Source organism: Rhizobium ruizarguesonis (assembly GCF_012349115.1).
In the GTDB taxonomy this organism is placed as follows: domain Bacteria; phylum Pseudomonadota; class Alphaproteobacteria; order Rhizobiales; family Rhizobiaceae; genus Rhizobium; species Rhizobium ruizarguesonis.
Genome location: NZ_PQIG01000075.1, coordinates 61,324 through 86,182, shown reverse-complemented (window position 1 = coordinate 86,182; position 24,859 = coordinate 61,324). Strand labels below are relative to the sequence as shown.

Sequence of the window (24,859 nt, the reverse complement as noted above, 5' to 3'; positions counted from 1 at the left end):
CGCCCGTCCTCAGCCGGTTCCTGTCGACCGCATCGAAGGGCAGACCGGCAGGGGCCGGAGCCGCTTCGGTGGAAACCACGAAAGGAAGATCCCATGGCCAAGCCCGTAACCACTCGATCCGCAGCCCGCGTCGTGCCGCTCCGCAAGGGCGCCACCCTCGAAATGGTCAGGTTCACTTGCCCGGACACCGCGCAGGCAATGCTGATCGCCGAGAGTTTCGGGACCGCGGTGGTCGACAGCGATGGCATCCGTGAACTCCACGAGCGCCTGATAATCGAAACCGCCGACAGCCTCTCGAACGGCCTCGGCGAGAAGGCGATGCAGATCCATCTCCAGCGCATCGTCGGAGCCTATGTCGGCTCGGCGCACGGAGCCGGCCAGTTCTACAGCCGGGCAGTCTCCGAGGCGCGAGACGCCACCGCCAAGTCGGCAAACGATGCCCGTGACGAGGATCTCGATGGCCCGGTCGGCTACGATAGCGCCGCCCAGCGAAAACGCGAGTTCGCGGCCGACATGGGCATTCAGTCCCACGCGCTGCGGATGGCCGCTGAGGGTGCCGTCGCAGCCTACGGCCAAGTCATCGGCGAAGCCTGGAAGCCTTTCGACCGCCCAGTCGAAAACGCGGGCCACTCGCTCGACCGCAAGGCGGCCGAGGCGCAGCTGGCGGCTCTCGGTTGAGCCGCGTTTGGCGGAGCTTCGGCTCGCCCATTTCCCTCTCTCTTAATTCTCGGGCCGGTTCCTTTGGGACCGGCCTTTTCCGTGTCAGGGGAAGGAAAGGAAGGACAAGGACCCAGCCCGCCACGCCGGCCCCGTCCCGGTCGGCGGTCCTGCAGGAGCCGGCGGTCAGCCGCAACGGCTTTGCCGTCCTCCACTCCGTTCTGGCCGTTCCGGTGCCGCGAGCCGCCTGATCGCTCCTGCCTTCGGACCTCCGCGACGGGGTCGCGATGGCGCGGCCTCAAACGAAGGATAAGGACATGAGCAGGAAAGCCGAAGGCGAACGCGCCGACATCTATGCGCGGATCACGGATAGAATCGTAGCCGACCTTGAAAAGGGTGTAAAACCCTGGATGAAGCCATGGCATGCGGCCAACACCAAGGGCCGGATTACCCGGCCGCTGCGCCACAACGGTCAGCCCTATTCGGGCATGAACATTCTCTTGTTATGGTCGGAGGGGATGGCGCGCGGCTTCACTTCACCCATGTGGATGACCTTCAAGCAGGCGCTTGAACTGGGGGCGGCGGTGCGAAAGGGCGAGACCGGCTCGACGGTCGTCTTCGCCAGCCGGTTCACCAAGCCCGAGGCGGACGGCAGTGGTGGAGAAGTCGATCGGGAAATCCCATTCTTGAAGGCTTACACAGTGTTCAACATCGAGCAGATCGACGGACTGCCCGAACACTATCATCACCCACCGACCCCGGTGCTCGATGCGATCGAGCACGCCGATCGCTTTTTCCGCAACACGGGCGCTGTCATTCGGCATGGTGGCGCGCAGGCCTATTATTCGCCGGTCACGGACCACATCCAGATGCCGCCGTTCGAGACATTCCGAGACGCGGCGTCCTACGTGGCCACGCTCAGTCACGAAAGTTGCCATTGGACTGCGCGCCCCGATCGCGTCGATCGCGATCTTAGCCGCTATACGAAGGACAAGACCGAGCGGGCTCGCGAAGAGCTGATTGCGGAGCTCGGGAGTTGCTTCCTATGCGCCGATCTCCGGATCGCACCGGAGCTGGAGCCCCGGCCGGACCATGCGTCGTACCTCGGCTCGTGGCTGAAGGTTCTATCCGACGACAAGCGGGCCATCTTCCAAGCCGCGGCGCATGCCCAGCGTGCCGTCAGCTTCCTGCACGGTCTCCAGCCCATTCAGGCCGACGAGAGAGCGGCCGCGTAGGAGACGTCAAGGTCGGTCGTTGTCACCCGCAACGGCCGACAGCTCTTTCGGCGCTCTCTCCGCGAGCGCGTGCTCATCGGACGTGAGGTCCGGCCTCCCCCAGATCGATGGTTTCCGATCGTTGGCTTTCAGCTTTCGGGACTGCTTGATTTCGACGGTAAACGGCTTTGTCTGCTGACGCATAGATCCTCCAGGCGACACATCGCGGCCCGACAATATTGCGTTGATGAGAGAAGGCAACTGCCCGGGCGGCCGAGTTTGTCGCATCCGAAGCCGACGCTATGCTTTAGAGACTGGGGAACGGCTTCGCGGCCGGGCTGTTCTGCCGGGGCAACGCACGGCGAGGGCCATGATCAAGTTCCTTCCACCGCTGTCATAGGCCACGCCCTCCGCGGGCTCGATGAGGCATGTCTGATCGGAGACCGGCTTCGCCTCGATCGTTCTCCCGCAACGGCCGTCCGCAACTTTCGTCCCCTGCGAACTGCGTTCGCATTCCTCGCGCGACAACAAAGTTTCTCCCGACCGCCCTCCATTTCATTACGGCCTTCCAGGTGCGGTCCGATCGTCCCCGATCCTTGCGACAGCCATCGAGGCCGCGAAGGGCGCGGCCCGAAACAACCGAAAGGAACAGACAATGGCTACCATCGGCACTTTCACCGCAAACGAAAACGGCTTCACCGGCTCGATCCGCACCCTCGCACTCAACGTCAAGGCCCGCATCGCCCGCGTCGACAGCCCCTCCGACAAGGGCCCGCACTTCCGCATCTACGCCGGCAATGTCGAGCTGGGTGCGGCTTGGCAGAAGCGCTCCGGCGAGAGCGACCGCGACTATCTCTCGGTCAAGCTGGACGACCCGAGCTTCCCCGCCCCGATCTACGCAACGCTCTCCGAGGTCGAAGGCGAGGACGGCTACCAGCTGATCTGGTCCCGCCCCAATCGGGATTGAGATCCCAACAAGGCCCCGGGCGTCGAGCCCGCGGCCGACTTTTAGGGTGCCATACGGAGAGGTGGGGGTCTGCTCATATCGGGCCCCCATCATGCCGTGGAGCCGGGACAGCCTCAAGGACGAGCGGTTCCCCCAAAATGCCGGCGCATTTCGGCTCCCCCACTCACCGCCGCTGGCGGTCGCATGCGCGATCCTTGACCCTGACCCGCCGCCACGCCGGCGGGCGTCATCTTTCTCAAACATCAAGGAGATGACGATGATCGAACAACAAATCGAAGAACTGCGCGCCGAGCTGAACGCCTGCATCGAGCCCGCCGAGCGCCGCGAGATCGAAGCCGAGCTCGAAATCGCCCAGGCCGAGCTGATCATGATGCTTGGCGAACAGGACGGTTCCATCGACGCCGATCCGCCCTTCTAAGGGCGGCATACCACCAGCACTGGGGGACCGCCGGCATCCAGGATCCCGAGAGGGGCGATCCGCTGCGACTCTCCTTTCGATCTACCGTCATCGACATCGGGGATGCTGCATCCCGTCCGTCGCCCGCAACCTGCCGCGCCAGAATTTTCCCCGCCGCATTGCGGCTCCTCGCGTGCCAAATTCTTGGCGCCGGCAGGTCCTTCACTCTCGTTTCGGCCTTTCAGGTGCGTCCCTCCTTGTCCGCCATGCGGCCTATCCCCGCGATATCCGCATTTCGAAAGGAGAAAATACCGTGCAACAGCTCGCTCAGTTCCTCACCGCCACCGGCCGTCGGCTCCGCACCCTCGGCAAGGTGATCTGTCACTACTTCCGCAAGGGGAAACTCGGCCTGAAACTGGCCATCAAGATTCCGTTCTTCGTCGAGATCGAGGCGTCGTTCGAGACCGACTGGAACCGGCGCGAATAACACGCCGTGGGCCGCTTCAGCGCCCCCTCCTCTACCAGCTGGAACGCGGAACACAATCATCGTCAGCTCGGCGAATATCGGCAGGTTGTTTTTGGGCGATAGCCGCGACCACGTTTTTGCTTCAACAGCTCAAGGAACAAGCGAACCGCTTCCTCCTCCCGTTCGAACACATGCTGTTTTTCCTGTCCACGCTTGCCGATCCGTCCCCATCGCCGAGTCAGGCAGGCCTCTCCGAACATCGTCTGCTCAATCTCCATGGCATAATACCGCGCCATGTTCTTGGCTGGATCCGTTCGTTCGACATAGAGCTGGTATGGTTGCGAAATCATGCCGGCATGATCCTCACACGGCGCCGCTACGTCCAACGACATATGTGAATCCCACAGATGCGACCGATTCATTTTCGTGAAGTATGGGGCTTGGGCGAGGCGCCGATGGCGCACGGCTCTGGTCGCACCGCGACCGGAGCCCGCACGCGGTCTCCGCCCCGCCGGGTTACGATCCTCTCGCAGCAAGAAGCATGCCTCTGCGAAATCTCATTGTCCGGAGACAGCCGGAGCCTCCCGTCGCCATCGGAGATGGCAAGCGGTCGCGTCCCTTCAGGACGCGGTTCTATCTCTCTCTGACGTCCCATTTTGCACCCGTCGTTCCGGCGTCAAGGACATCGCGGCTCCTCCAATTTTCCCAACGCCGCAAGCGGCACAGAGAAAATCGGTTCCTCCGCTCGCCGCAAGGTGGCCGCGTTCCGCGGTCCCTGACCCCTCACGGACTACGGTGCGGACACCTTTCGTCAGAAAACGAAAAGGAGACTCTGATGACAAAGCATCAAATCACTCGTGTGGTGGAAGAAGATCAGAAGCGGCCGGATCAACAGCCGGATTGGCTTGAACGACTGCGCCGAAATTTCGATGCGGAAGTGCATCTTCCCGCCGATATCTCGCGGGAGTTTCTGTCTGCAGCGCTGCTTTGGGCAGTCGACAACAAGGTCGATTTCGGTTTGTTCCACGAGGCCAGCGAGATCATCATTGCGCACTTCGGCGGTGATGAGATCTACCTCCCGTCGCGGTGGTCCGACAAACGATGGCACATCGGCCTTGAGGACAAAGAGCCTTTCGATCCGAGCGACTGAGGTCGAGACCAGAGGCGGCTTGTCGCCTCTGGTCTTTGCCTATTCACATGAGCCCCTCCAGCCGGATCGACCGAGCCGAGCGGCTATGAAAGGGGGGCTCTGCCGCCCCTCTCAATCTCACCCCATGAAGGAAGGGCAATGCCCCTCCTTCAAACTTCCTCCCAGGGAGAAAGGGGACGGTTCCCTCCTCCCTTTCCCCAAACCCCTATCCCTCTCCCGTGCAGGGAAGGTGATGATGGCTGTCACCCGCCCTGGCACCAGCCGTGTCGGGTACCATCCCATGATCGGGCAAGCCCTTCCTTGATCAAGGCATCGCCCAGCGAGTTGCCTGCACGAAATACGGTTCGCAATTTGCGTCCATATTTGTCTTCGTCACGGAACCCGGCCGCTAGCGAGAATTTTCCAGCGTTGAGCAGCGTCAGCAGGCGGGATTTTGCCGCCTCACCCTTTATCCGTTCCGCCTCGCACCGGGGCGGGCGGAGTTCAGGCGTATCGATGTCGGCGATGCGGATTTTCTCGCCGTTGAACCAGAATGTGTCGCCGTCGACGACGCAGTTTGCTCGATGGCTTCCGTCGCACATCGAAAATGCGGTCGACAATGAATCCGTCGTCGGTTTCTTGGTCAAAGTGGCGAGATCGGGGAGAACGTCGGCGCCGCCATAGGCAAGCCAACCCCCGACAGCAATGATCACGGTGCATAGAACTGCCGTCGAGCGTTTACGCCATCTGTTCCGGCCAGATCTCAGCAGTCCTCCACCCGCGCGCTGCCGGTCGCGACCGGCTCCGGCCTTCGGCGGCTTTCTAAACGGAACCACATTTGATTTCGCCACTTTCCGGTCCCCTCGTTTCGTCTCAACCTATGTCGGACCCGGTTTCATCTGCGTTTACGGAGGAGCTTGGCTCCGGGCTGCGGTGTGGCCGGAAAAATGGTGCGCGATGGGCGGGGGCAGTCGATCCCGCCTCCCCTTCGGGCCACTATGTTGAGGCTCCTGCGGCTGCCCTGTTTTCCTCCCGTCACGCAACGAGAATTCCCGAAATCCCGCCCGCCGGGCGTCGCTATGCTGATTTCTCCGATACTCTTCATTTTTCTGGATCAGCCTTGCTCGGTTGCACCGCGCGCCGGCTTGGATCATGCAGGCTTTGGCGTATCCCCGACCATGTGAAACCTGTTTGTGCCGACGCATGCCTTCATGTCGTCGCGCCGGAACCAGATGGCTCGTCCGCATCGGAGTGGCGCGTTTCCTGCGGTGAAGACGATCTGTTCGTCGGCCCGCATGCGCAGAACTTCATGGGGCTGAATGAGTGTTCTGGCAGCGAGCTGCTTCGAGCGTGTTCGTGATGATCCCTTTGCCTGGAAACTGCGGCTCACCTGGTCAATCTCGACCGTGGTCATGCCGCAGCGTCGGGAGATGTAATCGGCGGTCTCTGGATCGTTGATCGCGGCAAACGAAATCCAGCTGGCACTCTCGAACCACTTGCTTGCCGCATCGCGGCCGCCATAGGTTTCGCGCATCTGGCCGATCGACTGATAGATCATCGTCAGCGTGATGCCGTATTTGCGACCGGCATCGCGCGCGGTCTCTATGATCCGCATGTAGCCGAGGCGCGCGACCTCATCGAGGAGAAACAGGGCGCGCCCCTTGATCTGTCCGTCGCGATTGTAGATCGCATTGAGAAACGAGCCGATGATGACGCGCGCAAGACCGGAATGGGTCTCCAATGTCTTGAGGTCGATGTTGATGAAGACGTCCGTATTGCCGGCCGCGATGTCGTTGGTCGCGAACTTCTTTCCCGATACTAGCGCCGCGTAGTTCGGATAGGAAAGCCAGTGTGTTTCCTTGACCGCATTGGCGTAGACGCCGGAGAAAGTTTCCGGCGTCATGTTGACGAAGGCTGCGACGTTTTCCTTCACAAAATCCGAGCCCGAATTGTCGTAGATGTCTTGCAGCCGTTTGCGCAACGTCGGCTCCGGTTCCGATAGATTCATGCGTACCTGCCGAAGCGTCTGGTCGTGCTCGTCCGTGTGACCGGACAGGCAGACATCGGCGATCAGCGCTGTCAGCAGTTGCAGCGCCGATGCGCGAAAGAAGTCGTCACGGACACCACGCACGCCGCCGCTGTCGCTCATGATCCATGAGGCGACCGAGGCAATATCCTCTTCCTTCGTCCCGCCGAAACGACCGACCCAGTCCAGCACGTTAAAACCGATGTCAGGCTTCCTTGGATCGAGGACGAATACATCCCTTCCGGCTCCGCCGCGATGCACGGAGACCATCGGTGCGACCTCGTTCGATGGATCGAGCACGATCAGCGTGCCGCCCCATTTGAGCGCCGTCGGGATCGTCACCGACGTCGTCTTGAAGCCACCGGAACCGGCAAAGACGACCCCGTGCGACGAGCCGAATGAGCCATCGAAGCACAGCAACGGCGACTTTCCGCCGGCGCCCCACGTCTCAGCGCTGTCGGCGCGAAACGCTTGGCTCCCGACACTGTCCTTGTCGACCCGATAGCGCTCGCCGATGACGATTCCACCGGCATCGGGAAACAGCTTTGCCGCCTCTGTGAGCTTCATCCAACCCGCTTCGCCATGGAGCGCCCGCTTGCCCTGAATGCGCTTCGGCTCGGCCCTTGCGAATGCCGCATTGCCGATGAGCGCCACGCGAAGCGCGAAGCCGGCACATAAGAGCGCCGCACTCGCGCCGATCGACGTCGCCGGATCGAGAAAGGCCCAGACCGTCTTGTCGGCGGGTACTGTCATGAAAGCGGAAAGGCGCATTGTTTCGCGAATGGCTGCGACCAGGATTGTCCCACTCGATCCCGCGACGACGCCCCAACCTGCCTGCTTGATATTGATCGAACCGGCGCTCGAAAACAGCAACAGAACTCCGATCGCCGCACTCGCCACATAGGGCAATGCGATGCCCGCCCGCCCCCATGCCAGTCGCGCGACCTCCGTCTTGCCGAAACCGGAAAGCCATTGCTCGATGCCGGTCATCCCGATGACGACCAGGATCATCAACGTCCCTGGCATGACGACGAGCGCAATCCTATTGATCGTCATTGCCGAAGGCCTCCACGCCGATTGCCGTGAGCCTGGACTGCTCGGTATCGTCACTCTTGATGCGGCGCGCTGCATCGACCAGCGCGCCCAGCAACAGCGCTCGCTTCTCGTAGCGCAGACCGGCCTTGACGATCAGTCCGCCGAGCTCGATCTTTTCCCGCGTGTCCTTCTTGCGGGCGTCGGATGTCATCGTCCTCGCCATGCGTTCAAGCCTCGCCAGCGCTGCCCGCGCCCGCGCCAGACGTGACCGGCGCGGCTTGCTGCGAGACGACGGCTGCCCCTCCCCTTTCTTTTCCGTTCGAAGCCCCCTGCCCTCCGCGAAATCGCTTGGTCAGTTGCTCAAACGCTGCCTGAAGTTCCGACTCGTCGATTTCGATCTCGCCAAGGCATGCCTTGAGCGCGATCCGGCCGATGCGTTCCGCTTCCCTGGTCTCGGCGATCTTGAGCTGTTCCTGCAGCTTGGCGATTTCGTCGCGGATTTTTGAGGATGGCTTCTTCATATCCGATCGTCTCCTGGGTGAGAAAGATTGTCTTTCGAAGCCAGTTTTTCGGAACAGAGTGCGGAACGCACTACTGTGAATCCTACAATCGCCAACGGCGATGCTTTCGGGAATGATCCCGGCCGTTCCGAAGGAGCGGCTTCCAAGGGCGCAATTATACGTCGCTGACGCGACGCCCTTGCTTGAGGTCGATCTGGCCCGCCGCTCTCGACGAACGCGATGAACTCGTTCGCAACCGGGAAAGAACTCCGCCGTGGCCGTCCCACATTTCTCCGTCAGCATCGTTGCCCGTGGCTCCGGCCGCAGCGCCGTGCTGTCGGCGGCCTACCGACACTGCGCGAAGATGGACTATGAGCGGGAAGCCCGGACGATCGACTACACCCGCAAGCGTGGTCTCCTGCATGAGGAGTTCGTCATCCCGACAGGGGCTCCCACATGGCTGCGTGCCATGATCGCTGACAGGTCGGTGTCTGGAGCGTCCGAAGCCTTCTGGAACAAGGTCGAGGCCTTCGAAAAGCGATCGGACGCGCAGCTCGCCAAAGACCTCACCATTGCTCTTCCAATCGAGCTCTCTGCCGAGCAGAACGTTGCTCTCGTCCGGGATTTCGTGGAGCGGCACATTACGTCGAAGGGGATGGTCGCCGACTGGGTCTATCACGACGCACCGGGCAATCCGCATGTCCATCTGATGACGACGCTCAGGCCGCTGACAGAGGATGGGTTCGGCGCAAAAAAGATCGCGGTGGCCAGTCCGGACGGCAACCCGATGCGCAACGATGCCGGCAAGATCGTCTATGAACTCTGGGCGGGAAGCGCGGACGATTTTAATGCGGTTCGCGATGGCTGGTTCGCCTGTCAGAATAGGCATCTTGCCCTTGCCGGTCTCGACATCCGCGTCGACGGGCGCTCCTTCGAAAAGCAAGGCATCGAACTGACCCCGACCATCCATCTTGGTGTCGGCACCAAAGCGATCGATCGCAAGGCGGAACAAGCCAACGCAAGGACGTCGGCATGGTCGCCAAAACTCGAACGCGTTGAACTTCAGCAAGACCGCCGCGCGGAAAATGCCCGACGCATACAGCGCCGTCCGGACATCGTTCTCGACCTCATCACGCGGGAGAAGAGCGTCTTCGATGATCGCGATGTGGGGAAGATCCTGCACCGCTATATCGACGATGCCGCTCTGTTCCAGAACCTGATGATGAGGATCCTGCAGAGCCCGCAGGCGCTGCGCCTCGAACGTGACCGGATCGATTTTGCGACTGGTGTCCGGACACCCGCCAAGTACACGATGCGGGAGATGATTAAGCTTGAGGCCGAGATGGTCAACCGGGCTATCTGGCTATCCGATCGGGCCTCTCATGGCGTGCGAGAGGCGGCGCTGGAAGTGACGTTTGCGCGCCATGCCCGTCTTTCGGATGAGCAGCGGACGGCGATCGAACGTGTGGCTGGCGGCGAACGGATCGCCGCCGTCATGGGCCGCGCCGGCGCCGGCAAGACGACGATGATGAAGGCGGCGCGCGAAGCCTGGGAAGCGGCTGGCTATCGTGTCGTCGGTGGTGCGCTTGCCGGCAAAGCAGCCGAGGGCCTGGAGAAGGAAGCTGGCATTCAGTCCCGCACACTGTCGTCGTGGGAGCTGCGCTGGAACCAGGGCCGCAACCGGATCGACGCGAGAACCGTTTTCGTGCTGGACGAGGCCGGCATGGTGTCGTCGCGGCAGATGGCGCATTTCGTCGAGGCCGTCACCAAGGCCGGCGCCAAGCTCGTCCTCGTCGGCGACCCCGAACAGCTGCAACCGATCGAGGCGGGTGCCGCCTTCCGGGCGATCGCCGACCGGATCGGCTATGCCGAACTCGAAACGATCTATCGTCAGCGCGCGCAATGGATGCGCGACGCCTCGCTCGATCTGGCGCGCGGCAACGTCGGCAAAGCGGTCGATGCCTATCGTGCCCATGGGCAAGTCAGGGGGTTGGACCTCAAGGCGCAGGCGGTCGAAAACCTCATTGCCGATTGGAACCACGACTACGATCCGTCGAAGAGCAGCCTGATCCTTGCGCATCTTCGCCGCGACGTTCGGATGTTGAACGACATGGCTCGAGCCAAACTGGTCGAGCGCGGCATCGTCGCAGACGGCTTTGCCTTCAAGTCCGAGGACGGAACCCGCATGTTCGCGGCCGGCGATCAGATCGTGTTCCTGAAGAACGAGGGAAGCCTTGGCGTCAAGAACGGTATGTTGGCCAAGGTCATCGAGGCTGCACCTGGGCGGCTCGTGGTGGCGCTTGGCGAAGGGGACCATCGCCGTGTGGTCACGATCGAGCAGCGCTTCTACAACAAGCTCGATCACGGCTATGCGACGACGATCCACAAGAGCCAAGGCGCGACCGTCGACCGCGTCAAGGTGCTCGCTTCCCTCTCGTTGGACCGTCATCTCACCTATGTGGCCATGACGCGCCATCGCGAGGATCTCGCCGTCTATTACGGCCGACGCTCTTTTGCGAAGTCCGGCGGCCTTGTCCCGATCCTGGCGCGACGGAACGCCAAGGAGACGACGCTCGACTACGAGAAAAGCTCTTTCTACGGCCAAGCCTTGCGCTTTGCCGAGGCGCGAGGCCTGCACCTCATGAACGTCGCCCGGACGCTCGCTCGCGATCGCCTCGAATGGACCGTCCGGCAGAAACAGAAGCTCGCCGATCTCGGCGCCCGCCTGGCGGCGATTGGCGTGAAACTCGGACGCGCCGCCAACGCCAAAACATCACCCAACCTGAACGCCAAGGAGTCCAAGCCGATGGTATCTGGCATTTCCACTTTCTCAAAATCCATCGATCAGTCCGTCGAGGACAAGCTCGCAGCCGATCCCGGCCTCAAAAAACAATGGGAGGATGTCTCCGCGCGATTCCATCTCGTCTACGCCCAGCCGGAAAGTGCCTTCAAGGCGGCCAATGTCGAGGCGATGCTCAAGGATCAGGCGATCGCCAAAACCACGCTGGCGAAGCTCGCCGGCGAACCGGAGCGCTTCGGTGCATTGAGAGGTAAGACGGGCGTGTTCGCCAACCGGGGCGACAAGCAGGACCGCGAACGGGCGATCGCCAACGTGCCGGCCCTGGCCCGTAATCTCGAACGATATCTTCGCCAGCGGGCCGAGGTCGAACGCAAGCATGAGACCGAGGAACGCGCGGTCCGCCGGCAAGTCTCGGTCGACATTCCGGCGCTTTCTGCGTCCGCAAAGCAAACGCTCGAGCGCGTGCGTGATGCGATCGACCGCAATGATCTTCCCGCCGGTCTCGAATATGCGCTTGCCGACAAAATGGTGAAGGCCGAACTCGATGGGTTCGCCAAGGCCGTCTCCGAACGGTTCGGCGAACGGACCTTCCTCGGCATCGCGTCGAAGGATCCGAGCGGAGAAACCTTCAAGTCCGTCACGGCAGGGATGAACCCCGCGCAAAAGGCGGAGGTAGAAATCGCCTGGAATTCGATGCGGTCCATCCAGCAGCTCTCCGCTCATGAGAAGACGACCGAGGCGCTGAAGCAGGCCGAGACCTTGCGGCAGACCAGGAGCCAGGGATTTTCACTGAAATGATCCCCACAATCACGCGCCAGCGCCCGACACACGAACAAATTCGCCCCGCCGCGACGCCATTATTGGCCGCAGCCTTGCTCGCGCTTGTCTTGTTCATCGTCGCCGCGGCCGGCGGGTTCCGCATCAATATGACGCCAAGCGAACCGCTCGGCCTCTGGCGCGTCGCAGCACTCGATCGGTCCCCCACCGTCGGTGACGTCGTCTTCATCTGCCCGCCGGAAAACGACAGGATGCGCGAGGCCCGACAACGCGGCTATCTGCGCTCCGGTTCGTGCCCAGGCGATTTTGCCCCGCTGATAAAAATGGTGATCGCCACCGAGGGTCAAAGGGTGGAGATCAGCTCAGCCATGTTCGTCGATGGCATCACCGTGGCACATTCGGCAGTCGCGAAAGCAGATGGAAAGGGTCGACCTCTTTCTGCTTTTGCGAGTGGCACCGTGCCAGCGGGACACGTCTTTTTGCATTCCGGTTTCGCGGGCTCCTACGATTCCCGCTATTTCGGTCCGTTACCCGTGTCCGGCATCCTCGGTCTGGCGCAGAAGGTGCTCACCTATGCGCCGTGACCACGTGGGTACCGCAGCGCTGATCGGCGTAGCCCTCGCCGCCGCCTTGATCGGATGGAGCGGCCAGGTTCTTCTCCTACCAGCCGCCCTCGCCTTTCCTGTATTATGGACCCATGCACCCAACCGGATGGCGGCCGGGCTGGTCTCTGCGGCATATTTCCTCGCGGCATCACATGGGCTGCCGCAAGGGGTCGCCACCTTCTATTCGTCCGACCTTTTGCCAGGACTGCTGCTCTGGCTCGCGGCATCGGTCAGCTTTTTCGGCGTCCACACGCTGCTTTGGACATCGGTTCGCACCAAGAGACCCCATCGCTACCTGGCCGCTGGCATCCTGATGGCGCTACCCCCTTTCGGTATAACCGGGTGGGCGCATCCGATTACGGCGGCGGGCGTTCTTTTTCCGGGATGGGGGTGGTGGGGACTGGCTGCCACGACAGCCGGCCTGATCGGCCTCGTAACCCGCATCTGGCCGGCTGTCGCGGTCGCCTTGGCAGGCGCATGGGCTTGTTCCGCCGCAACCTGGACCGATCCAGACGTACCTCAGTCATGGCGCGGCGTCGATTGGCAAATGGGTGCTTCGCTCGGACGAGAGGCCGGTCTTCAGCGACAGCGTGACCTGATCGCAACGGTACAAAAGGCGGCGGGCGATGGTGTCGCCTACATCGTCCTGCCGGAAAGTGCGTTGGGCTTCTGGACGCCCACCGTCGAGCGGCTATGGACCCGGGCCCTGGCCGGCAGTCCCGTGACGGTGGTCGCCGGCGCGTCCGTTGTCGGCGCCGATGGCTATGACAATGTTTTGGTGGCGGTGTCCGCCGGAGGCGGTCGCGTCCTTTATCGTGAGCGCATGCCTGTCCCCGGCTCGATGTGGCAGCCGTGGTGGGGCGATAGCAAAGGCGCTCGGGCGGACTTTTTTGCAAACCCGGTTGTCGTCCTTAACGGCTACAAGGTCGCGCCGCTGATCTGCTACGAACTGCTCGTTGCCTGGCCCCTCCTGCAATCCATGTCGCACGATCCCGATGTCGTCGTCGCCGTCGGCAATGGCTGGTGGACCGCGAATACTTCGATCGTCGCCATCCAGCGGGCCAGTGCCAGGGCCTTTGCGCGCCTCTTCGCCAAACCGCTCGTCATTTCATTCAACACCTGAACTCGGGAGGTAGTCATGCTCGATGCCACGATGATACAAAAATGCGCCGATCCCTCGTTGACGCCTGCCATTGTCGAGCAATTCGTCCAGAGGGCCGGCTCCTCCGACCCGTTGGCGGTTACCGTCAAAGCCGGTGGCCGGCTGATCCTCGTCCCGAAGGCGAAAACGCCGGACGAGGCGATGGAGCTTATCCGCCAATATGTCGGCCAGGCCGTGGTCCGCGTCGGGATTACGCAGGTCCCGGCCGGAGTCGGCGTCAAGGATGTCTCTGAGCTTAAGTCTGATCTTGTCCACGCTTGTGAGAATCTGCGCCTCGGCACGGGGATGTTTGCCAAAGTGGTGAGGATCGTCGCCAAGTGGTACGGCAATCCCACCGACAGGCAAGTCTTTCCGCAGATATTCGAGGATGCCGTCTATGCCTGGAAGACCGGGGAGTTCGAGGGCGTGAGCGTCTTTCGGGCCGAGGATCCTGGCGTATCTGTGAAAATGATTGTCCCACCCGTGGTCGAACAAGACCTCGATACCGATACCGATACCGACACCGCGCCAGCCTCTTCGACGCTCAAGGAGAGCGAGAATAGCGGTCGTGTCGGAGCAGCGGAAATGCGGATCGATCTGTCCCGGATTGGCGCAAAATGAGGCTTTGGAAAGCGCCTTGGGGGTCCCAGCCGGTCCCGCCGCTTAGCCCCGACCAGTTAAGTGAAAACAATCGTGGCCGTGATCTTGAGCCACGGCCACGAGTGATGTGTGGAGGCATTCGTCGATCAGAAATTTCAAGAGGGCTTATCCGACAACTGTGGAACGCGCTCATTTCCGAGCCGAAGACGCTTTTCCGACTTCACCGTCAAGCCCAACTCCGAAAGTTTGCGTGGCCGTCCCCGAACGGGATGGGCTGCAGTCCAGATGTCAGCAAGCTCCACCATTCGCCCCGTCAGCGAAGGATAGCCTTCGACGATTCCTCGGTGCTCGCGCCTTGGGCCTTCATCGCGGCGATTGCTCGCACGGGAACGCGGGTTCCCTTAAAAACCGGTTCGCCGCCGACAACTCCTTTGACGCTCTGGATCAATTTTTCAGCCTCTCGAAGCGCCTCGGCGCGCGTGGCCAATTGCTCCCTCGCCCGCGCGACGTCGATGATAAGGTAATCGTCCGCCCTTACGGTATCGGCGCCGGGGTTCTCATCGATGGTGTCGAACAGTCGTTTACGGCGCTCGGCAGATAGGATCGATCCAACGCCGTACCAGAGCTTCAAGCGAAGCAGATCCTCTTCAGTAAGAGCTCGGCCCTCGGTGCTGGACGGACGATTGGCGACAATCCGCTTGTCGATCGCGTTGTGCACCGACTTTATCGCAATCTCGCTGACCGCGGCGGCCTCGGCAGGCGTATAGGCGTGTGAGACAGTGACCATAATCATTCTCCTTGAGAAGAATATATAAGGTGGCTGATGGTCGCCGTAAAGCGATGATGTTGCGAAGCAACGATCAGAGCGTCGCGATCCTGGTGTTGGCCCCGAATTGCGCCATCGACATCGCGCTGGAGCGTTTTGCCAGCTTCATCGAGATGGTGCCGCACGGTTCCGCCTCTGGTACCGGCGATCATCGCCGTTCGGAAGCCCGTCCTTCCTCGTCTCGCTCATACCAGGCAGAGCACCGCGCGCGGCGAAAGCTGGGCTTTGGCCGGGCAGCGACCATTTTCATTGCACGGATATTCGACCGATAGCGATCCGCGGGAAGACAACGCTAAACAGGATGCGCCGCCAAGCTTCGAGTAAACCACCCTGTGAATGCGAAATCGTCATCGCTGCCATTGTCGGGAGAAAATCGCGATGGCCCCGATTGATAGCTGCGGGGCAATAATCCTCGACGATCACTATTGGACCCTCGACCGCCTGCTGTCCACCATCCCCGCGGCAACAACACAAAAAGCGAGACAAGCCATGGGAACAAAGCAAAGCCGGATTCTGCTCTCGGCGATCATGACAGCAATCCTGTCCACCCCTCTGCGAGCAGAAACGCTTGTGGTCAACAGCTACGGCGGCCCCTACGAGGAGATCATAGAAAAAGCGATCATTGCACCGTTCGAGGCCAAGTTCGGTATCGATGTCATTTATGATCCGGTCGGCTCGGCGTCGCAGGACTATGCGAAGATCAAGGCGACCGGGGGCCGACCGGGGTTCGATGTCGTCGTCATGACCGCTTCGCAGTCGCTGCAGGGCTGCCGCGACGGCGTGCTGGAGAAACTTGACGTGGCCACGATTCCGAACCTTGCCAAGCTCATGCCGAGATTGGCGGCCGCGGCTGGTCCCTGTGGTGCGGTGCACGAAGTGCAGTACATGTCGCTCCTCTACCGGAAGGACAAGCTTGCTACGCCGTCCTCCTGGTCGGCGCTCCTCGCCCCGGAGTTGAAGGGCAGGATCGTGCTGCCGACGTTTCAGAACATCATGGCCATCTACCTCGTGGAGATGATGTCCGTGATCAACGGTGGCGACCTTGTCGACAATCTCGATCCGGGTTTCAAGGCCATGGAAGCTGTCGCCAGGCAATCCATCGGATTCGAACAATCGTCTGCGATTCTCGAAAGCTACATCAAGGACGGCACGGTCTGGGCCATGCCTTTCTGGAACGGCCGCGCTCAACTCCTCGTCGATGCCGGCTTGCCCGTTGACTACATCCGTCCCAAGGAAGGCAGCATTCCCCTCATCGCCACGCTCAACGTGCCCGTGGGTGCACAAAACAAGCAATCGGCCATGCAGTTCATCGATTTCTTCCTGGAAAAGACAAGTCAGGAAGCGTGGATCGGTGGCTACAAAGTCGGGAGCGCGCGAACCGACGTAGAGGTCCCCGAAACAATTCGCGCGCGGCAGATCACCTCGGAAGCTGACCTCAAGACCCTGCTCCTTCCGGACCTGTCGCTCGTCGCCGAGCGCCTGCCACGCTGGGCCGAGCAGTGGGACCGCGATGTCGTTCCGCAGGCAGACTGAGAGGCCCGCGATGAACACCATCACACTTGCGGTGCCTGCGGCCTCTCTTTCTCCGATCAGAAGATCCTACAGCTACATGGCTTTGTCGCCAGCTGCCCTATTCCTGAGCGTCTTCTTCGCGCTTCCGATGGGACTGATGATCGGCATCAGCTTTTCACAAGAGGAAGTCGGCGGATTTTCCGTCGAGAGCTACCGACGATTTTTCACCGACGGGCTTTCGGTTGCAGGATTCTGTCGCACCGCCGTCATGTCCGGACTCGTCGCGATCGCGGTTACTGTGTTGGGGTATCCGGTCGCCTATTTTCTGGCTCGTTCCAGGAGCCGGTGGCGCGCGGTCGTCTTTGCCCTTGCGCTGGCACCTGAACTTGCGGGCGTGGTGTTGCGGACCTACGGATGGCTCATCATCCTGGAAGATCGCGGCTTCATCAACGATGTTCTCCTTGACCTCGGTCTCATTTCGTCCCCGCTTCCGCTTTCGAAGAATCTCTTTGCGGTCGTCGTCGGTCTGACCCACGTCGTGTTGCCGTTCGGCATTCTCTCGCTGATGACCAGCATCCAGGGCATCGACGAAAGTCTCGAGCGCGCGGCGCAGATGCTCGGTGCCTCGCGCGTCTCCGTCGTCCGCCACGTCATCGTTCCGCTTTCCGTTCCGGGAATTGTCAGCTCGCTGCTGCTTTCGTTCACCATGGCCGCGAGCGCTTACGCGACACCCGCACTCCTCGGCGGCGCCGGTTTCAAAGTCCTGGCAACGATGATCTCCGAGCAGGTCCTCTTCTACGTCGACTGGCCCTTTGCCGCCGTCATGGCCAACGCGCTTCTCCTTCTGATGCTGGTGATCTCGTTCGTTGGCGTCCGGTTTGAAGCGCTGCACCGTATCAGGCGAAGCGGCGCCGGGAGGACCACGGCATGAACTGGCTCCTCTCGGTTCTCTTCCGGCTGATGCTGGCCGGCGTCCTCACCTTCATCACGCTGCCACTTGCCGTCGTCATAGCGGCCTCGTTCAGCCCGACCTCCGCGGTGACGTTCCGGCCGTGGGAGTGGACGGCACGGTGGTACGGCGACCTTGTCTCGGAGCGCTGGCTCCTGCCCTTTCTGCTGAGCGTCAAGATCGCGGTGATCGTCTCTATCGTCAGCGGCATCATCGGCGTCATGGCAGCCTATGCCGTCGTCTATGAAAAGATCCGCGGCAGTGAGGCGGCGATGTCGGTGCTTCTCTTGCCGCTGTCGGTGCCGCAGATCGTCAAAGGCGTCGCGATCGTCCTGTTCCTGTCGCTGGTCGGGCTGCAGTCCTTCCTTGGCACGCCTGCGCTCATCGCCGCCCACATCGTCCTCGCACTGCCCTTCGTCGTGAGAATGGTGGCGACGTCTATTGCGAACTTCGACCGGAATCTGGATCGGGCGGGTCAGATCCTGGGGGCGAACAAGCGCCAGCGGGTGCAGCACATTCTTTTGCCAGCGATCAGGCCTGGTGTGCTGTCGGGAATGACCTTCGCCTTCATCATTTCCTTCAACAACATTCCGCTGTCGGTGTTCCTGGTTCGACCAGGCGATACGACGCTGCCGATCACCGTCATCAACTACCTCGAATACAGCCTCGATCCGGTGATGGCGGCGGTCAATGTCGCGTCGATGATTTTCATCCTCGCGGTGATCTTCCTTTTTGAAAAGATCGGCGGATTTTCCGTCAAACTCCATGGTGGCAGCAAATGAGCAGCATCGATATTGAACTCGTCTCCGTCAGCAAGTCCTTCGGGGCGATCTCGGTTGTGAAGGACATCAGCCTGCAAATCCCGCAGGGTGAGTTCGTCAGTATTCTCGGACCTTCCGGCTGCGGGAAGACGACGACGCTCAACATGATCGCCGGCTTCAACCAGCCGTCGTTCGGCGATATCAGGATCCGCGGGAGGAGCCAGGGCCGCGTTCCACCAGAACGGCGAAATATCGGCTTGGTGTTCCAGAACTACGCGCTCTTTCCGCACATGACGATCGCCGACAACGTCGGTTTTGGCCTCAAGATGAAAGGCGCGGCGAGATCGGAGATCGAAAGCGGCGTGGCATCGGCACTGCGAAGTGTTCATCTTGAAGACTACGGCGCGCGCTATCCGAGGGAATTGTCGGGTGGACAGCAGCAACGCGTCGCTCTGGCACGTGCCATCGCGCCACGCCCATCCGTCCTGCTCCTCGACGAGCCGCTCTCGAATCTCGATCTGAAGCTTCGAGAGGCCATGCGGCTCGAACTGAAGGAACTCCAGCAGCAACTCGGCATGACGTTCGTCTACGTGACGCACGACCAGGAAGAAGCGATGGCGATGTCCGACCGGATCGTGGTGATGTGGCAGGGGGCCATTGCCCAAACGGGCGGGCCTGCTTCGATCTACCGTCATCCGGCGAGCTCATTCGTGGCGGATTTTATCGGGAAATCGAACATCCTCACCATCGAAGCGACGAGCGAGCAGGAAGCCACCCTCGACCTTCACCTGGCCGGGAGCGCGATCAGCTTGCGGGCGAAGCGCCCGCCGCACCGTCAGCAAGCCGGCTTCTGCTGCATCCGGCCCGAAGACATCGCGGTGCTGAACAACACTGGCCCCGGCGGGGGCGGCGTCAATCGTCTGTCCGGAACCGTCCGCCGGGTCATCAATCTCGGTCCGTCGCTGGAGCTCGCGGTCGAGATCGACCCGCATGTCGTCTTGACGGTGCTCACACGCTCATCGCTGTCGGCCTCACTTCCAGTTATGGGCGACGTCGTCGCGCTTTCTATCGACCCGGACGACATCCAGGTCCTGCCGGAATAGCCGATGGCGATCGATACGCCACGCCTATCAATCCGATCCAATCGATATTGGCGATGCTCCCCTCGCCTGCCCTACGATCATCGCGACCTTAGAGGAAGGTCAGCAACAGGAGTTTTAGGAATGCTCACCAAAATAAGGCTTCGCGCCGTTCAGCATGCCAGCAATGTCTGCGGCGATATCGAGGGTTTCGACTTCAATGACTATGACGCCGACGACATCGCCGCGGTGCGAAAGTTCTGGCTGCAATATGGCGTCGTCCGTTTCAAGAAGGCCGGCATCACCGACGCCCAGCAGGTGCAGTTCTCGCGTCACTTCGGCGAGTTCGTCATCCATCCCAAGCAGTTGCAAGAAGGCGGGCATCCGACACACCCGGAAATCCTGGTCATCAGCAATGCGATGAAGGACGGCAAGCCAAGCGGCGCGATGGGCAATAGCGAGGCGACGTGGCACACCGATACGTGGTTCTACGAACGCCCGCCGGCAGGCGCCATCCTGCGTGCCGTCGCTGTTCCGCCGTCAGGCGGCGAAACCTATTTCCTCTCGACCTATATCGCTTATGACACGCTGCCGGCGCCGCTAAAGAACGCCGTCGATGGGCGCCAGATCTTCTTCCAGAACGTCTACGACAAGACCGGCAAACTCAGGCTTGGCAAGTCCACGCCGAAAAGCCAGGACTTCCGCGAATGGAGCGGCATCGTGCATCCGTTGGTGCGCACACATGGTGAGACCGGCCGCAAGGCGCTTTACCTCGGCGGAGCGACGGAAGGCGCGTGGATCGTGGGCATGAGCCGCGATGAGAGCGACGCGCTGCTCGCCGAACTGTGGGATCACACGACGAACACGAAGCATATCTTCGTGCAGCAATGGGACGAGGGCGACATCATGATGTGGGACAATCGTTGCACCATGCACCGCCGCGACTCCTTCGATCCCGCGTCCATCCGGATCATGCATCGCACCACCACTTCCGGCGAGCGGCCGGTCTGAGCCGATCCAGGCATCACCGGCCGAACAGCAAGAAAGCCCAATCGATGACAGCGTTCTATCAGATGATCGACAGAAGCCCTCCCCTGCCCGCTGACCTGATCGAGCGGCTGTCATCGGTTGATACTGCGACCATCGGCCATGTCGAGCACCTGGGATTTGTCGGCGGTGATATCCGACCCCTATTTCCTGCCCGTGTGGCCGGTGCCGCCTTCACCGTTGCGGCTCCCGGCCGTGACGGCGTCATCATCTACAAGGCGATCGATCTCTTGTTGCCGGGCGACATCCTGGTGATCTCGCGCGTCGATCGCGACGATATCGCCTGTGTCGGAGGCGGTGTCGCTGCCGCCGCGAAAGCCAAGGGGGCTGCAGGCATCGTCATCGATGGTCCTTGCACCGACGTCGATGAGATCATCGCCACCGGCGTTCCCGTCTGGTGTCGCGGCGTCTCCGCCAAAACCACGAACCGCCAGTTTCAGATTGGCGGCTCGCTCAATGTTCCAATTGCCTGCGGCGCGGCCGCGGTTCTGCCTGGCTATGGGGTGCTTGCGGACAATGAAGGTGTGTTCGTGGCCGATCGCGACCGCATGCGAATCCTTGCTGACGCGGCATTGGAGCGCCAGAAGCGCTCGGTGACGGTCCGGTCTCATTTGGCGTCCGGTCGGTCGATCTTCGACTTTGACCAGGAGCCGAGGTCTTGAAAATCGCCCTCGTTCAAATGAGTTCGCAGCCCGATCGGGCCCATAATCTTGCCGAAGCCGAGCGGCTGATGCGCGAGGCTATGATCGGCAGACCCGATCTGATCGTGCTGCCGGAACATTTCGACTGGCTTGGCGGGACGATCGCCGACAAGAGGCGCGCGGCGGACCGCGTACCAGGTGGCGAAGCATATGTCCTCGTTCAGCAGTTCGCAAAGGATAACGCGGTCTGGATCCATGCCGGTAGCCTGATGGAGCGCCGCGGCCAGGATCACCGTGTCTACAACACCACTGTCGTGTTCAACGCCAAGGGCGAGCAGGTCGGCCTTTACCGAAAAATCCATCTCTTCGACATTACCGCGCCCGATGGAAAGACCTATTCCGAGTCTGCGGCCGTGGCGCCAGGGCGCGACCTGTTCATCTATGAACTCGACGGCCATCGGATCGGCTGTGCAATCTGCTACGACCTGCGTTTTTCGCGGCTGTTCGATCGCCTCGCGGAGGAAAAGGTCGATATCTTCGTCCTGCCCGCCGCTTTCACCCACCAGACCGGGCAGGCTCATTGGGAGGTGCTGTGTCGGGCACGCGCGATCGAATTCCAAGCTTATTTCGCGGCCTGCGGACAGTGCGGACGCTATGCGATGCCGGACGGAGAGCTCCGCAGGACCTTCGGTCATTCCATGGTGTGCGATCCCTGGGGGCAGATTGTCGCGCGGGCCGAAAACGACGTCTGCGTTCTTGTGGCGGAAATCGACCCCGCTCGACTGCCTGAGGTTCGGCGCCTGATCCCGATGGCCGAGCATCGCGTTTTACTCGCGGACCGGCAGGTTCGCCTGTCCCCTGGGACCAAGCCAAGGCGTTGAGATTTCATTCCTGCCGCGGCTCGTCGATGCGGACACGTTCGACGTAACAGACCTCGAGCGCCTGGGCGAGTTCGTAGAGCGTCACGACCGTTGGATTGGGGCTTCCCTCTCTCCAGACCACTCAAATACTGCTGGCTGAAGCCTGACCGCGATTCGACCTCCTCCTGCATCAGACCCTTTTCGCGACGCAGGCGCGCCAAATTCCGGCCGACCAGCTCCGGCGGGCGTGCTCAAACGTCGCCGAAACTTTGCCTGCTCGTTATCGACAATGCGCAAGCTTCATCAAAGCTTGATCTAGCGGTCTGCAGGCAGGTGTTAGGTTCTGCCTCAAGGAACGACGTCTTGTCGTTGGAGGAGAACATGTTCGACACTACCACGGACAGCAATGTCCGCTTTCTCACCCGCCAGGGCCTGCAGTCGGCCGGCGCGGAGCTCACGATTGCGGAAATTCATGCGGCCACAGATGCCGCCTGGGCGGATATCAAAAGCGGAAAGGCTTTCGGAGGAAAGGCCGTCCTCTCGCTTCCAGAAGAGGAGTTCTGGCAACGGGAGAGCGTCGCCCCGTTCAGGCGTGACTTCGTCGACGAGCGCCTCGGCTGGAAGCTGTCGGCTCTCTATTGCGTCAATCCGACCCATGGCGGCGTCAAGATCATTGGCGCAAACGCCTTCAATCGGTATCTTGGCCTGCCCCGCTCGACGTCGACTGTCGTCCTTTTGGAAAAGCGGACCCTTCGGCCCTTGGCGATACTCGACGGGACGGCGATTTCCGCGCTGAGAACGGGCACCTATGCGTCGAAGGTGGTTCAGCTGTTTGTTCGCAGCCAGACACCTGTGTCGGGCTTCATTTTCGGATCGGGACCCGTCGCCCGAAGTGTGGTCGAGTGCCTGAACTTCGCCTGTCCCGAGCTGATCGGAGACGTCTTCATCCGTAGCCGATCGATTGAAGGCGTGGAAAGACTGCTGTTGGACTTCGCCGACCGGACGTCGTTTCGGCTTCATGCCGTAACCGACAACCAAAGACTGAAGGAATGCGCCTTTCTGATCACCGCCACGAACGCCCGCCAGCCGCTGTTTGAGGACGAGGAATTGGACAGGGGTGCGGTGACGCTTCATCTTGGCGGAGACGAAGTGCCCGAAACCTATCTGCAGCGAGCCTTGAAAAGCGGGACCGTCGTCTGTGACGACATCAAGACGGTCTCGCGCAGGAACTCGCAAAGCATCGCCCTCCACTTCTCCCGAAAAGCGCTTTCTCTGGAGGAAATCGGTCCGTTGCTGGGCGTGCGGGAGCTCTCCGCGCCGACCGACTGGGTCCGAGAGCCGGGAACGCCGGTTTGCGTAACCTGCGTGGGCCTGCCGATGCTCGACCTTTATGCCGTGCAAGCGACCTATGAGAAATATCTCGCTCGCACGCAGGAAAGCGCCTGAAGGGCTGCCTAAGCGATGAAGACGCCGACAGATTCCGTGTACACCACGCACCTCCTCGCCGAGCACGTCCATTCTCTCTCCTCAGCTCCGCCCGCGGTCAGCACCCGTGACACCGCCTTGCGTTGCATTCTCGATCTTGTCGGGGCGGCCGTTGCTGGTTCTTCGCTTCAGTGCAGTCGTGCGGCCCGTGACAGCGCTGCCGCGCTTTTCGGCAAAGGCGAGGCCGCCATTTGGATGACGGATCGGACCGTGATGCCCATCGCAGCCGTGATCGCCAACGCGACCGCGGCGTCGGCGCTCGACCTGGACGACGGACACCGCGCAGCGCGCGGACATCCGGGCGCCTGTGTTGTTCCTACCGTCTTGACGTTGGCGCCGTTTGCCGGCGTCTCAGCCGATGACGTCCTGTCGGCAATCGTTTCGGGTTATGATGTGGGCGTCAGAGTGGCGGCGGCACAAAATGCCCAAGGGATTCAGACCCGGCAGTCGGGACGGTGGGCCGCTTTGGCCGCGGTTGCGGCAGCGGGGTCACTCTTCAAGGTCGAGCCGCCTTTGATCGCGCAGGCGCTTTCGATCGCCGGCGTGCTTGCCCCCAATCAGCAGGCCAATGGAAGTTCAGGCTACTCCCGGCTCACGGGCAATGACGTCAAGGAAGGAATTCCCTGGAGTGCCGCCACCGGTCTCATGGCTCTCGACCTCGCTCGCAACGGCTATAGCGGGCCGGAAGATCTCCTCGATCATCCCGGCTATTACGACAGGCAGCGGATACTGGAAGGACTGGGGCAGCGCTTTGAAATTTGCGGCACCTATTTCAAGCCCTATGCCTGTTGCCGCTATATACACCCGGCGCTCGATCGCCTCTTCGATCTTGTGAAGGCTCACGAACTGAGGGCCGCCGACATTGTCTCGGTGGAGGTGGAGACCTTCGGCTGGGCGCTCAAGCTCGGCAATGTGCTTTCGCCCGCAAACCTTGTCGACATTCAATATAGTCTTCCCTATTGCCTCGCCATTGCCGCGATCGAGGGCCGTGGTGCCCTTGCTCCCATCAGTGAGAGCCTTCTCAATCGGCGGGACCTCACCGAGCTCGCGCGTCAGATGAGGATCACCGTCAATCCTGAGATCGACGCGCTCTTTCCCGCAGAGACGCTGGCGAAGGTGATTGTCGAGACACGACGGCACAAGTACGTCTCGGCCCTGGATGGCCCGTCCGGCGATCCCCAGCGTCCGATGGACTGGCACGCGATAGAAGAGAAGTTTTTGCGCGTCACGCGGCATGTCCTGTCGCCTTCCAAGCAGGAGGCGATCATCGATGGCGTTCTCGGCCTCGCAGGTGGAGAGGTAGACCCACTTCTGCGGCATCTGCGCTCGCCAGGATAGGACACGATATCGAGCCGATGCCGACGACTTTCCTTGTCGGCACATGA

25 protein-coding genes and 3 pseudogenes are annotated in these 24,859 nt (G+C 61.5%); 20 read left to right on the top strand and 8 right to left on the bottom strand.

Annotated features, from left to right (window positions below):
• Window positions 1–93 precede the first annotated feature (93 nt).
• From C3Y91_RS15030 to C3Y91_RS15005, 5 genes are all read left to right on the top strand, one after another.
• The gene (locus C3Y91_RS15030) at window positions 94–678 is read left to right on the top strand and encodes a hypothetical protein (RefSeq protein ID WP_168575533.1); all 585 of its coding nucleotides are present in this window, start codon (window positions 94–96) and stop codon (window positions 676–678) included.
• Window positions 679–974: 296 nt separating this feature from the next.
• On the top strand, window positions 975–1,892 hold the full coding sequence (locus tag C3Y91_RS15025; RefSeq protein WP_168575532.1) for an ArdC family protein: 918 nt from the start codon (window positions 975–977) through the stop codon (window positions 1,890–1,892).
• A gap of 634 nt (window positions 1,893–2,526) precedes the next feature.
• Complete coding sequence (locus C3Y91_RS15015) at window positions 2,527–2,838, top strand: DUF736 domain-containing protein (protein WP_018482050.1); 312 nt, start codon at window positions 2,527–2,529, stop codon at window positions 2,836–2,838.
• Between the two features lie 256 nt (window positions 2,839–3,094).
• Window positions 3,095–3,256: a hypothetical protein gene (locus C3Y91_RS15010; RefSeq protein WP_168575503.1), complete on the top strand. Its 162-nt coding sequence runs from the start codon at window positions 3,095–3,097 to the stop codon at window positions 3,254–3,256.
• A 292-nt stretch (window positions 3,257–3,548) separates the two neighbouring features.
• Window positions 3,549–3,722 carry a hypothetical protein gene (locus tag C3Y91_RS15005; protein ID WP_018482048.1) on the top strand — a complete coding sequence of 58 codons (174 nt, stop codon included), beginning with the start codon at window positions 3,549–3,551 and terminating at the stop codon, window positions 3,720–3,722.
• Window positions 3,723–3,784: 62 nt separating this feature from the next.
• Here C3Y91_RS15005 and C3Y91_RS15000 read toward each other — a convergent pair whose 3' ends face one another.
• Entirely contained in the window at window positions 3,785–4,093 is a 309-nt protein-coding gene (locus C3Y91_RS15000) for a WGR domain-containing protein (RefSeq protein WP_026242324.1), read from the bottom strand.
• Window positions 4,094–4,536: 443 nt separating this feature from the next.
• Between C3Y91_RS15000 and C3Y91_RS14995 the strand changes: the two genes are divergently transcribed.
• Window positions 4,537–4,851 carry a hypothetical protein gene (locus C3Y91_RS14995; protein ID WP_018516737.1) on the top strand — a complete coding sequence of 105 codons (315 nt, stop codon included), beginning with the start codon at window positions 4,537–4,539 and terminating at the stop codon, window positions 4,849–4,851.
• Between the two features lie 242 nt (window positions 4,852–5,093).
• On the opposite strand, the gene C3Y91_RS14990 is transcribed toward C3Y91_RS14995, so the two are convergent.
• From C3Y91_RS14990 to traC, 4 genes are all read right to left on the bottom strand, one after another.
• A complete protein-coding gene (locus C3Y91_RS14990) occupies window positions 5,094–5,543 on the bottom strand; it encodes a thermonuclease family protein (RefSeq protein WP_343227733.1) in 450 nt (149 codons plus the stop codon).
• 437 nt (window positions 5,544–5,980) lie between these two features.
• Entirely contained in the window at window positions 5,981–7,912 is a 1,932-nt protein-coding gene (gene traG / locus C3Y91_RS14985; RefSeq protein ID WP_168575530.1) for a Ti-type conjugative transfer system protein TraG, read from the bottom strand.
• Window positions 7,899–8,114: a type IV conjugative transfer system coupling protein TraD gene (gene traD / locus C3Y91_RS14980; RefSeq protein WP_168575529.1), complete on the bottom strand. Its 216-nt coding sequence runs from the start codon at window positions 8,112–8,114 to the stop codon at window positions 7,899–7,901. Before traD ends, traG begins: the two co-directional genes overlap by 14 nt.
• 4 nt (window positions 8,115–8,118) lie before the next feature.
• Window positions 8,119–8,412 carry a conjugal transfer protein TraC gene (gene traC / locus C3Y91_RS14975; RefSeq protein ID WP_168575528.1) on the bottom strand — a complete coding sequence of 98 codons (294 nt, stop codon included), beginning with the start codon at window positions 8,410–8,412 and terminating at the stop codon, window positions 8,119–8,121.
• A 253-nt stretch (window positions 8,413–8,665) separates the two neighbouring features.
• Here traC and traA point away from each other — a divergent pair, with 253 nt between their 5' ends.
• The 4 genes from traA to C3Y91_RS14955 are packed head-to-tail and all read left to right on the top strand — an operon-like array spanning window position 8,666 to window position 14,335.
• Window positions 8,666–11,989 (top strand): Ti-type conjugative transfer relaxase TraA, encoded by a 3,324-nt coding sequence (gene traA, locus C3Y91_RS14970; protein WP_130676458.1) that lies wholly within the window; start codon window positions 8,666–8,668, stop codon window positions 11,987–11,989.
• Complete coding sequence (traF, locus tag C3Y91_RS14965; protein ID WP_130674194.1) at window positions 11,986–12,552, top strand: conjugative transfer signal peptidase TraF; 567 nt, start codon at window positions 11,986–11,988, stop codon at window positions 12,550–12,552. Before traA ends, traF begins: the two co-directional genes overlap by 4 nt.
• Window positions 12,542–13,696 carry a conjugal transfer protein TraB gene (locus tag C3Y91_RS14960; RefSeq protein WP_130726231.1) on the top strand — a complete coding sequence of 385 codons (1,155 nt, stop codon included), beginning with the start codon at window positions 12,542–12,544 and terminating at the stop codon, window positions 13,694–13,696. Before traF ends, C3Y91_RS14960 begins: the two co-directional genes overlap by 11 nt.
• A 15-nt stretch (window positions 13,697–13,711) precedes the next feature.
• The gene (locus tag C3Y91_RS14955; protein ID WP_130726232.1) at window positions 13,712–14,335 is read left to right on the top strand and encodes a TraH family protein; all 624 of its coding nucleotides are present in this window, start codon (window positions 13,712–13,714) and stop codon (window positions 14,333–14,335) included.
• A 22-nt stretch (window positions 14,336–14,357) separates the two neighbouring features.
• Here the strand turns inward: C3Y91_RS14955 and C3Y91_RS38550 are convergent.
• A pseudogene (locus C3Y91_RS38550) lies at window positions 14,358–14,473 on the bottom strand (DUF5615 family PIN-like protein); the annotation flags it as partial.
• Window positions 14,470–15,101: pseudogene (locus C3Y91_RS14950) on the bottom strand (DUF433 domain-containing protein). The pseudogenes C3Y91_RS14950 and C3Y91_RS38550, both read right to left, overlap by 4 nt.
• A 29-nt stretch (window positions 15,102–15,130) precedes the next feature.
• Between C3Y91_RS14950 and C3Y91_RS14945 the strand changes: the two are divergent.
• From C3Y91_RS14945 to C3Y91_RS14910, 8 genes are all read left to right on the top strand, one after another.
• Window positions 15,131–15,412: a hypothetical protein gene (locus tag C3Y91_RS14945; RefSeq protein ID WP_130657838.1), complete on the top strand. Its 282-nt coding sequence runs from the start codon at window positions 15,131–15,133 to the stop codon at window positions 15,410–15,412.
• A gap of 217 nt (window positions 15,413–15,629) precedes the next feature.
• A complete protein-coding gene (locus C3Y91_RS14940) occupies window positions 15,630–16,673 on the top strand; it encodes an ABC transporter substrate-binding protein (protein ID WP_027689800.1) in 1,044 nt (347 codons plus the stop codon).
• A 10-nt stretch (window positions 16,674–16,683) separates the two neighbouring features.
• Window positions 16,684–17,583 carry an ABC transporter permease gene (locus C3Y91_RS14935; RefSeq protein ID WP_018068593.1) on the top strand — a complete coding sequence of 300 codons (900 nt, stop codon included), beginning with the start codon at window positions 16,684–16,686 and terminating at the stop codon, window positions 17,581–17,583.
• Window positions 17,580–18,383 carry an ABC transporter permease gene (locus tag C3Y91_RS14930; RefSeq protein WP_018068592.1) on the top strand — a complete coding sequence of 268 codons (804 nt, stop codon included), beginning with the start codon at window positions 17,580–17,582 and terminating at the stop codon, window positions 18,381–18,383. Before C3Y91_RS14935 ends, C3Y91_RS14930 begins: the two co-directional genes overlap by 4 nt.
• Window positions 18,380–19,465 carry an ABC transporter ATP-binding protein gene (locus tag C3Y91_RS14925; RefSeq protein ID WP_168575527.1) on the top strand — a complete coding sequence of 362 codons (1,086 nt, stop codon included), beginning with the start codon at window positions 18,380–18,382 and terminating at the stop codon, window positions 19,463–19,465. Before C3Y91_RS14930 ends, C3Y91_RS14925 begins: the two co-directional genes overlap by 4 nt.
• 120 nt (window positions 19,466–19,585) lie before the next feature.
• Window positions 19,586–20,452, top strand: a complete 867-nt coding sequence (locus tag C3Y91_RS14920; protein WP_168575526.1) for a TauD/TfdA dioxygenase family protein — start codon at window positions 19,586–19,588, stop codon at window positions 20,450–20,452.
• Between the two features lie 44 nt (window positions 20,453–20,496).
• Window positions 20,497–21,150: an RraA family protein gene (locus C3Y91_RS14915; RefSeq protein WP_018068589.1), complete on the top strand. Its 654-nt coding sequence runs from the start codon at window positions 20,497–20,499 to the stop codon at window positions 21,148–21,150.
• Complete coding sequence (locus C3Y91_RS14910) at window positions 21,147–22,010, top strand: carbon-nitrogen hydrolase family protein (protein WP_020397333.1); 864 nt, start codon at window positions 21,147–21,149, stop codon at window positions 22,008–22,010. Before C3Y91_RS14915 ends, C3Y91_RS14910 begins: the two co-directional genes overlap by 4 nt.
• Window positions 22,011–22,014: 4 nt before the next feature.
• On the opposite strand, the pseudogene C3Y91_RS14905 reads toward C3Y91_RS14910, so the two are convergent.
• Window positions 22,015–22,180: pseudogene (locus tag C3Y91_RS14905) on the bottom strand (helix-turn-helix domain-containing protein).
• A 190-nt stretch (window positions 22,181–22,370) separates the two neighbouring features.
• Between C3Y91_RS14905 and C3Y91_RS14900 the strand changes: the two are divergent.
• Together C3Y91_RS14900 and C3Y91_RS14895 are read left to right on the top strand one after the other, a co-directional pair.
• Window positions 22,371–23,435: an ornithine cyclodeaminase gene (locus tag C3Y91_RS14900; RefSeq protein WP_168575525.1), complete on the top strand. Its 1,065-nt coding sequence runs from the start codon at window positions 22,371–22,373 to the stop codon at window positions 23,433–23,435.
• A gap of 15 nt (window positions 23,436–23,450) precedes the next feature.
• On the top strand, window positions 23,451–24,812 hold the full coding sequence (locus C3Y91_RS14895; protein WP_168575524.1) for an MmgE/PrpD family protein: 1,362 nt from the start codon (window positions 23,451–23,453) through the stop codon (window positions 24,810–24,812).
• Window positions 24,813–24,859 lie beyond the last annotated feature (47 nt).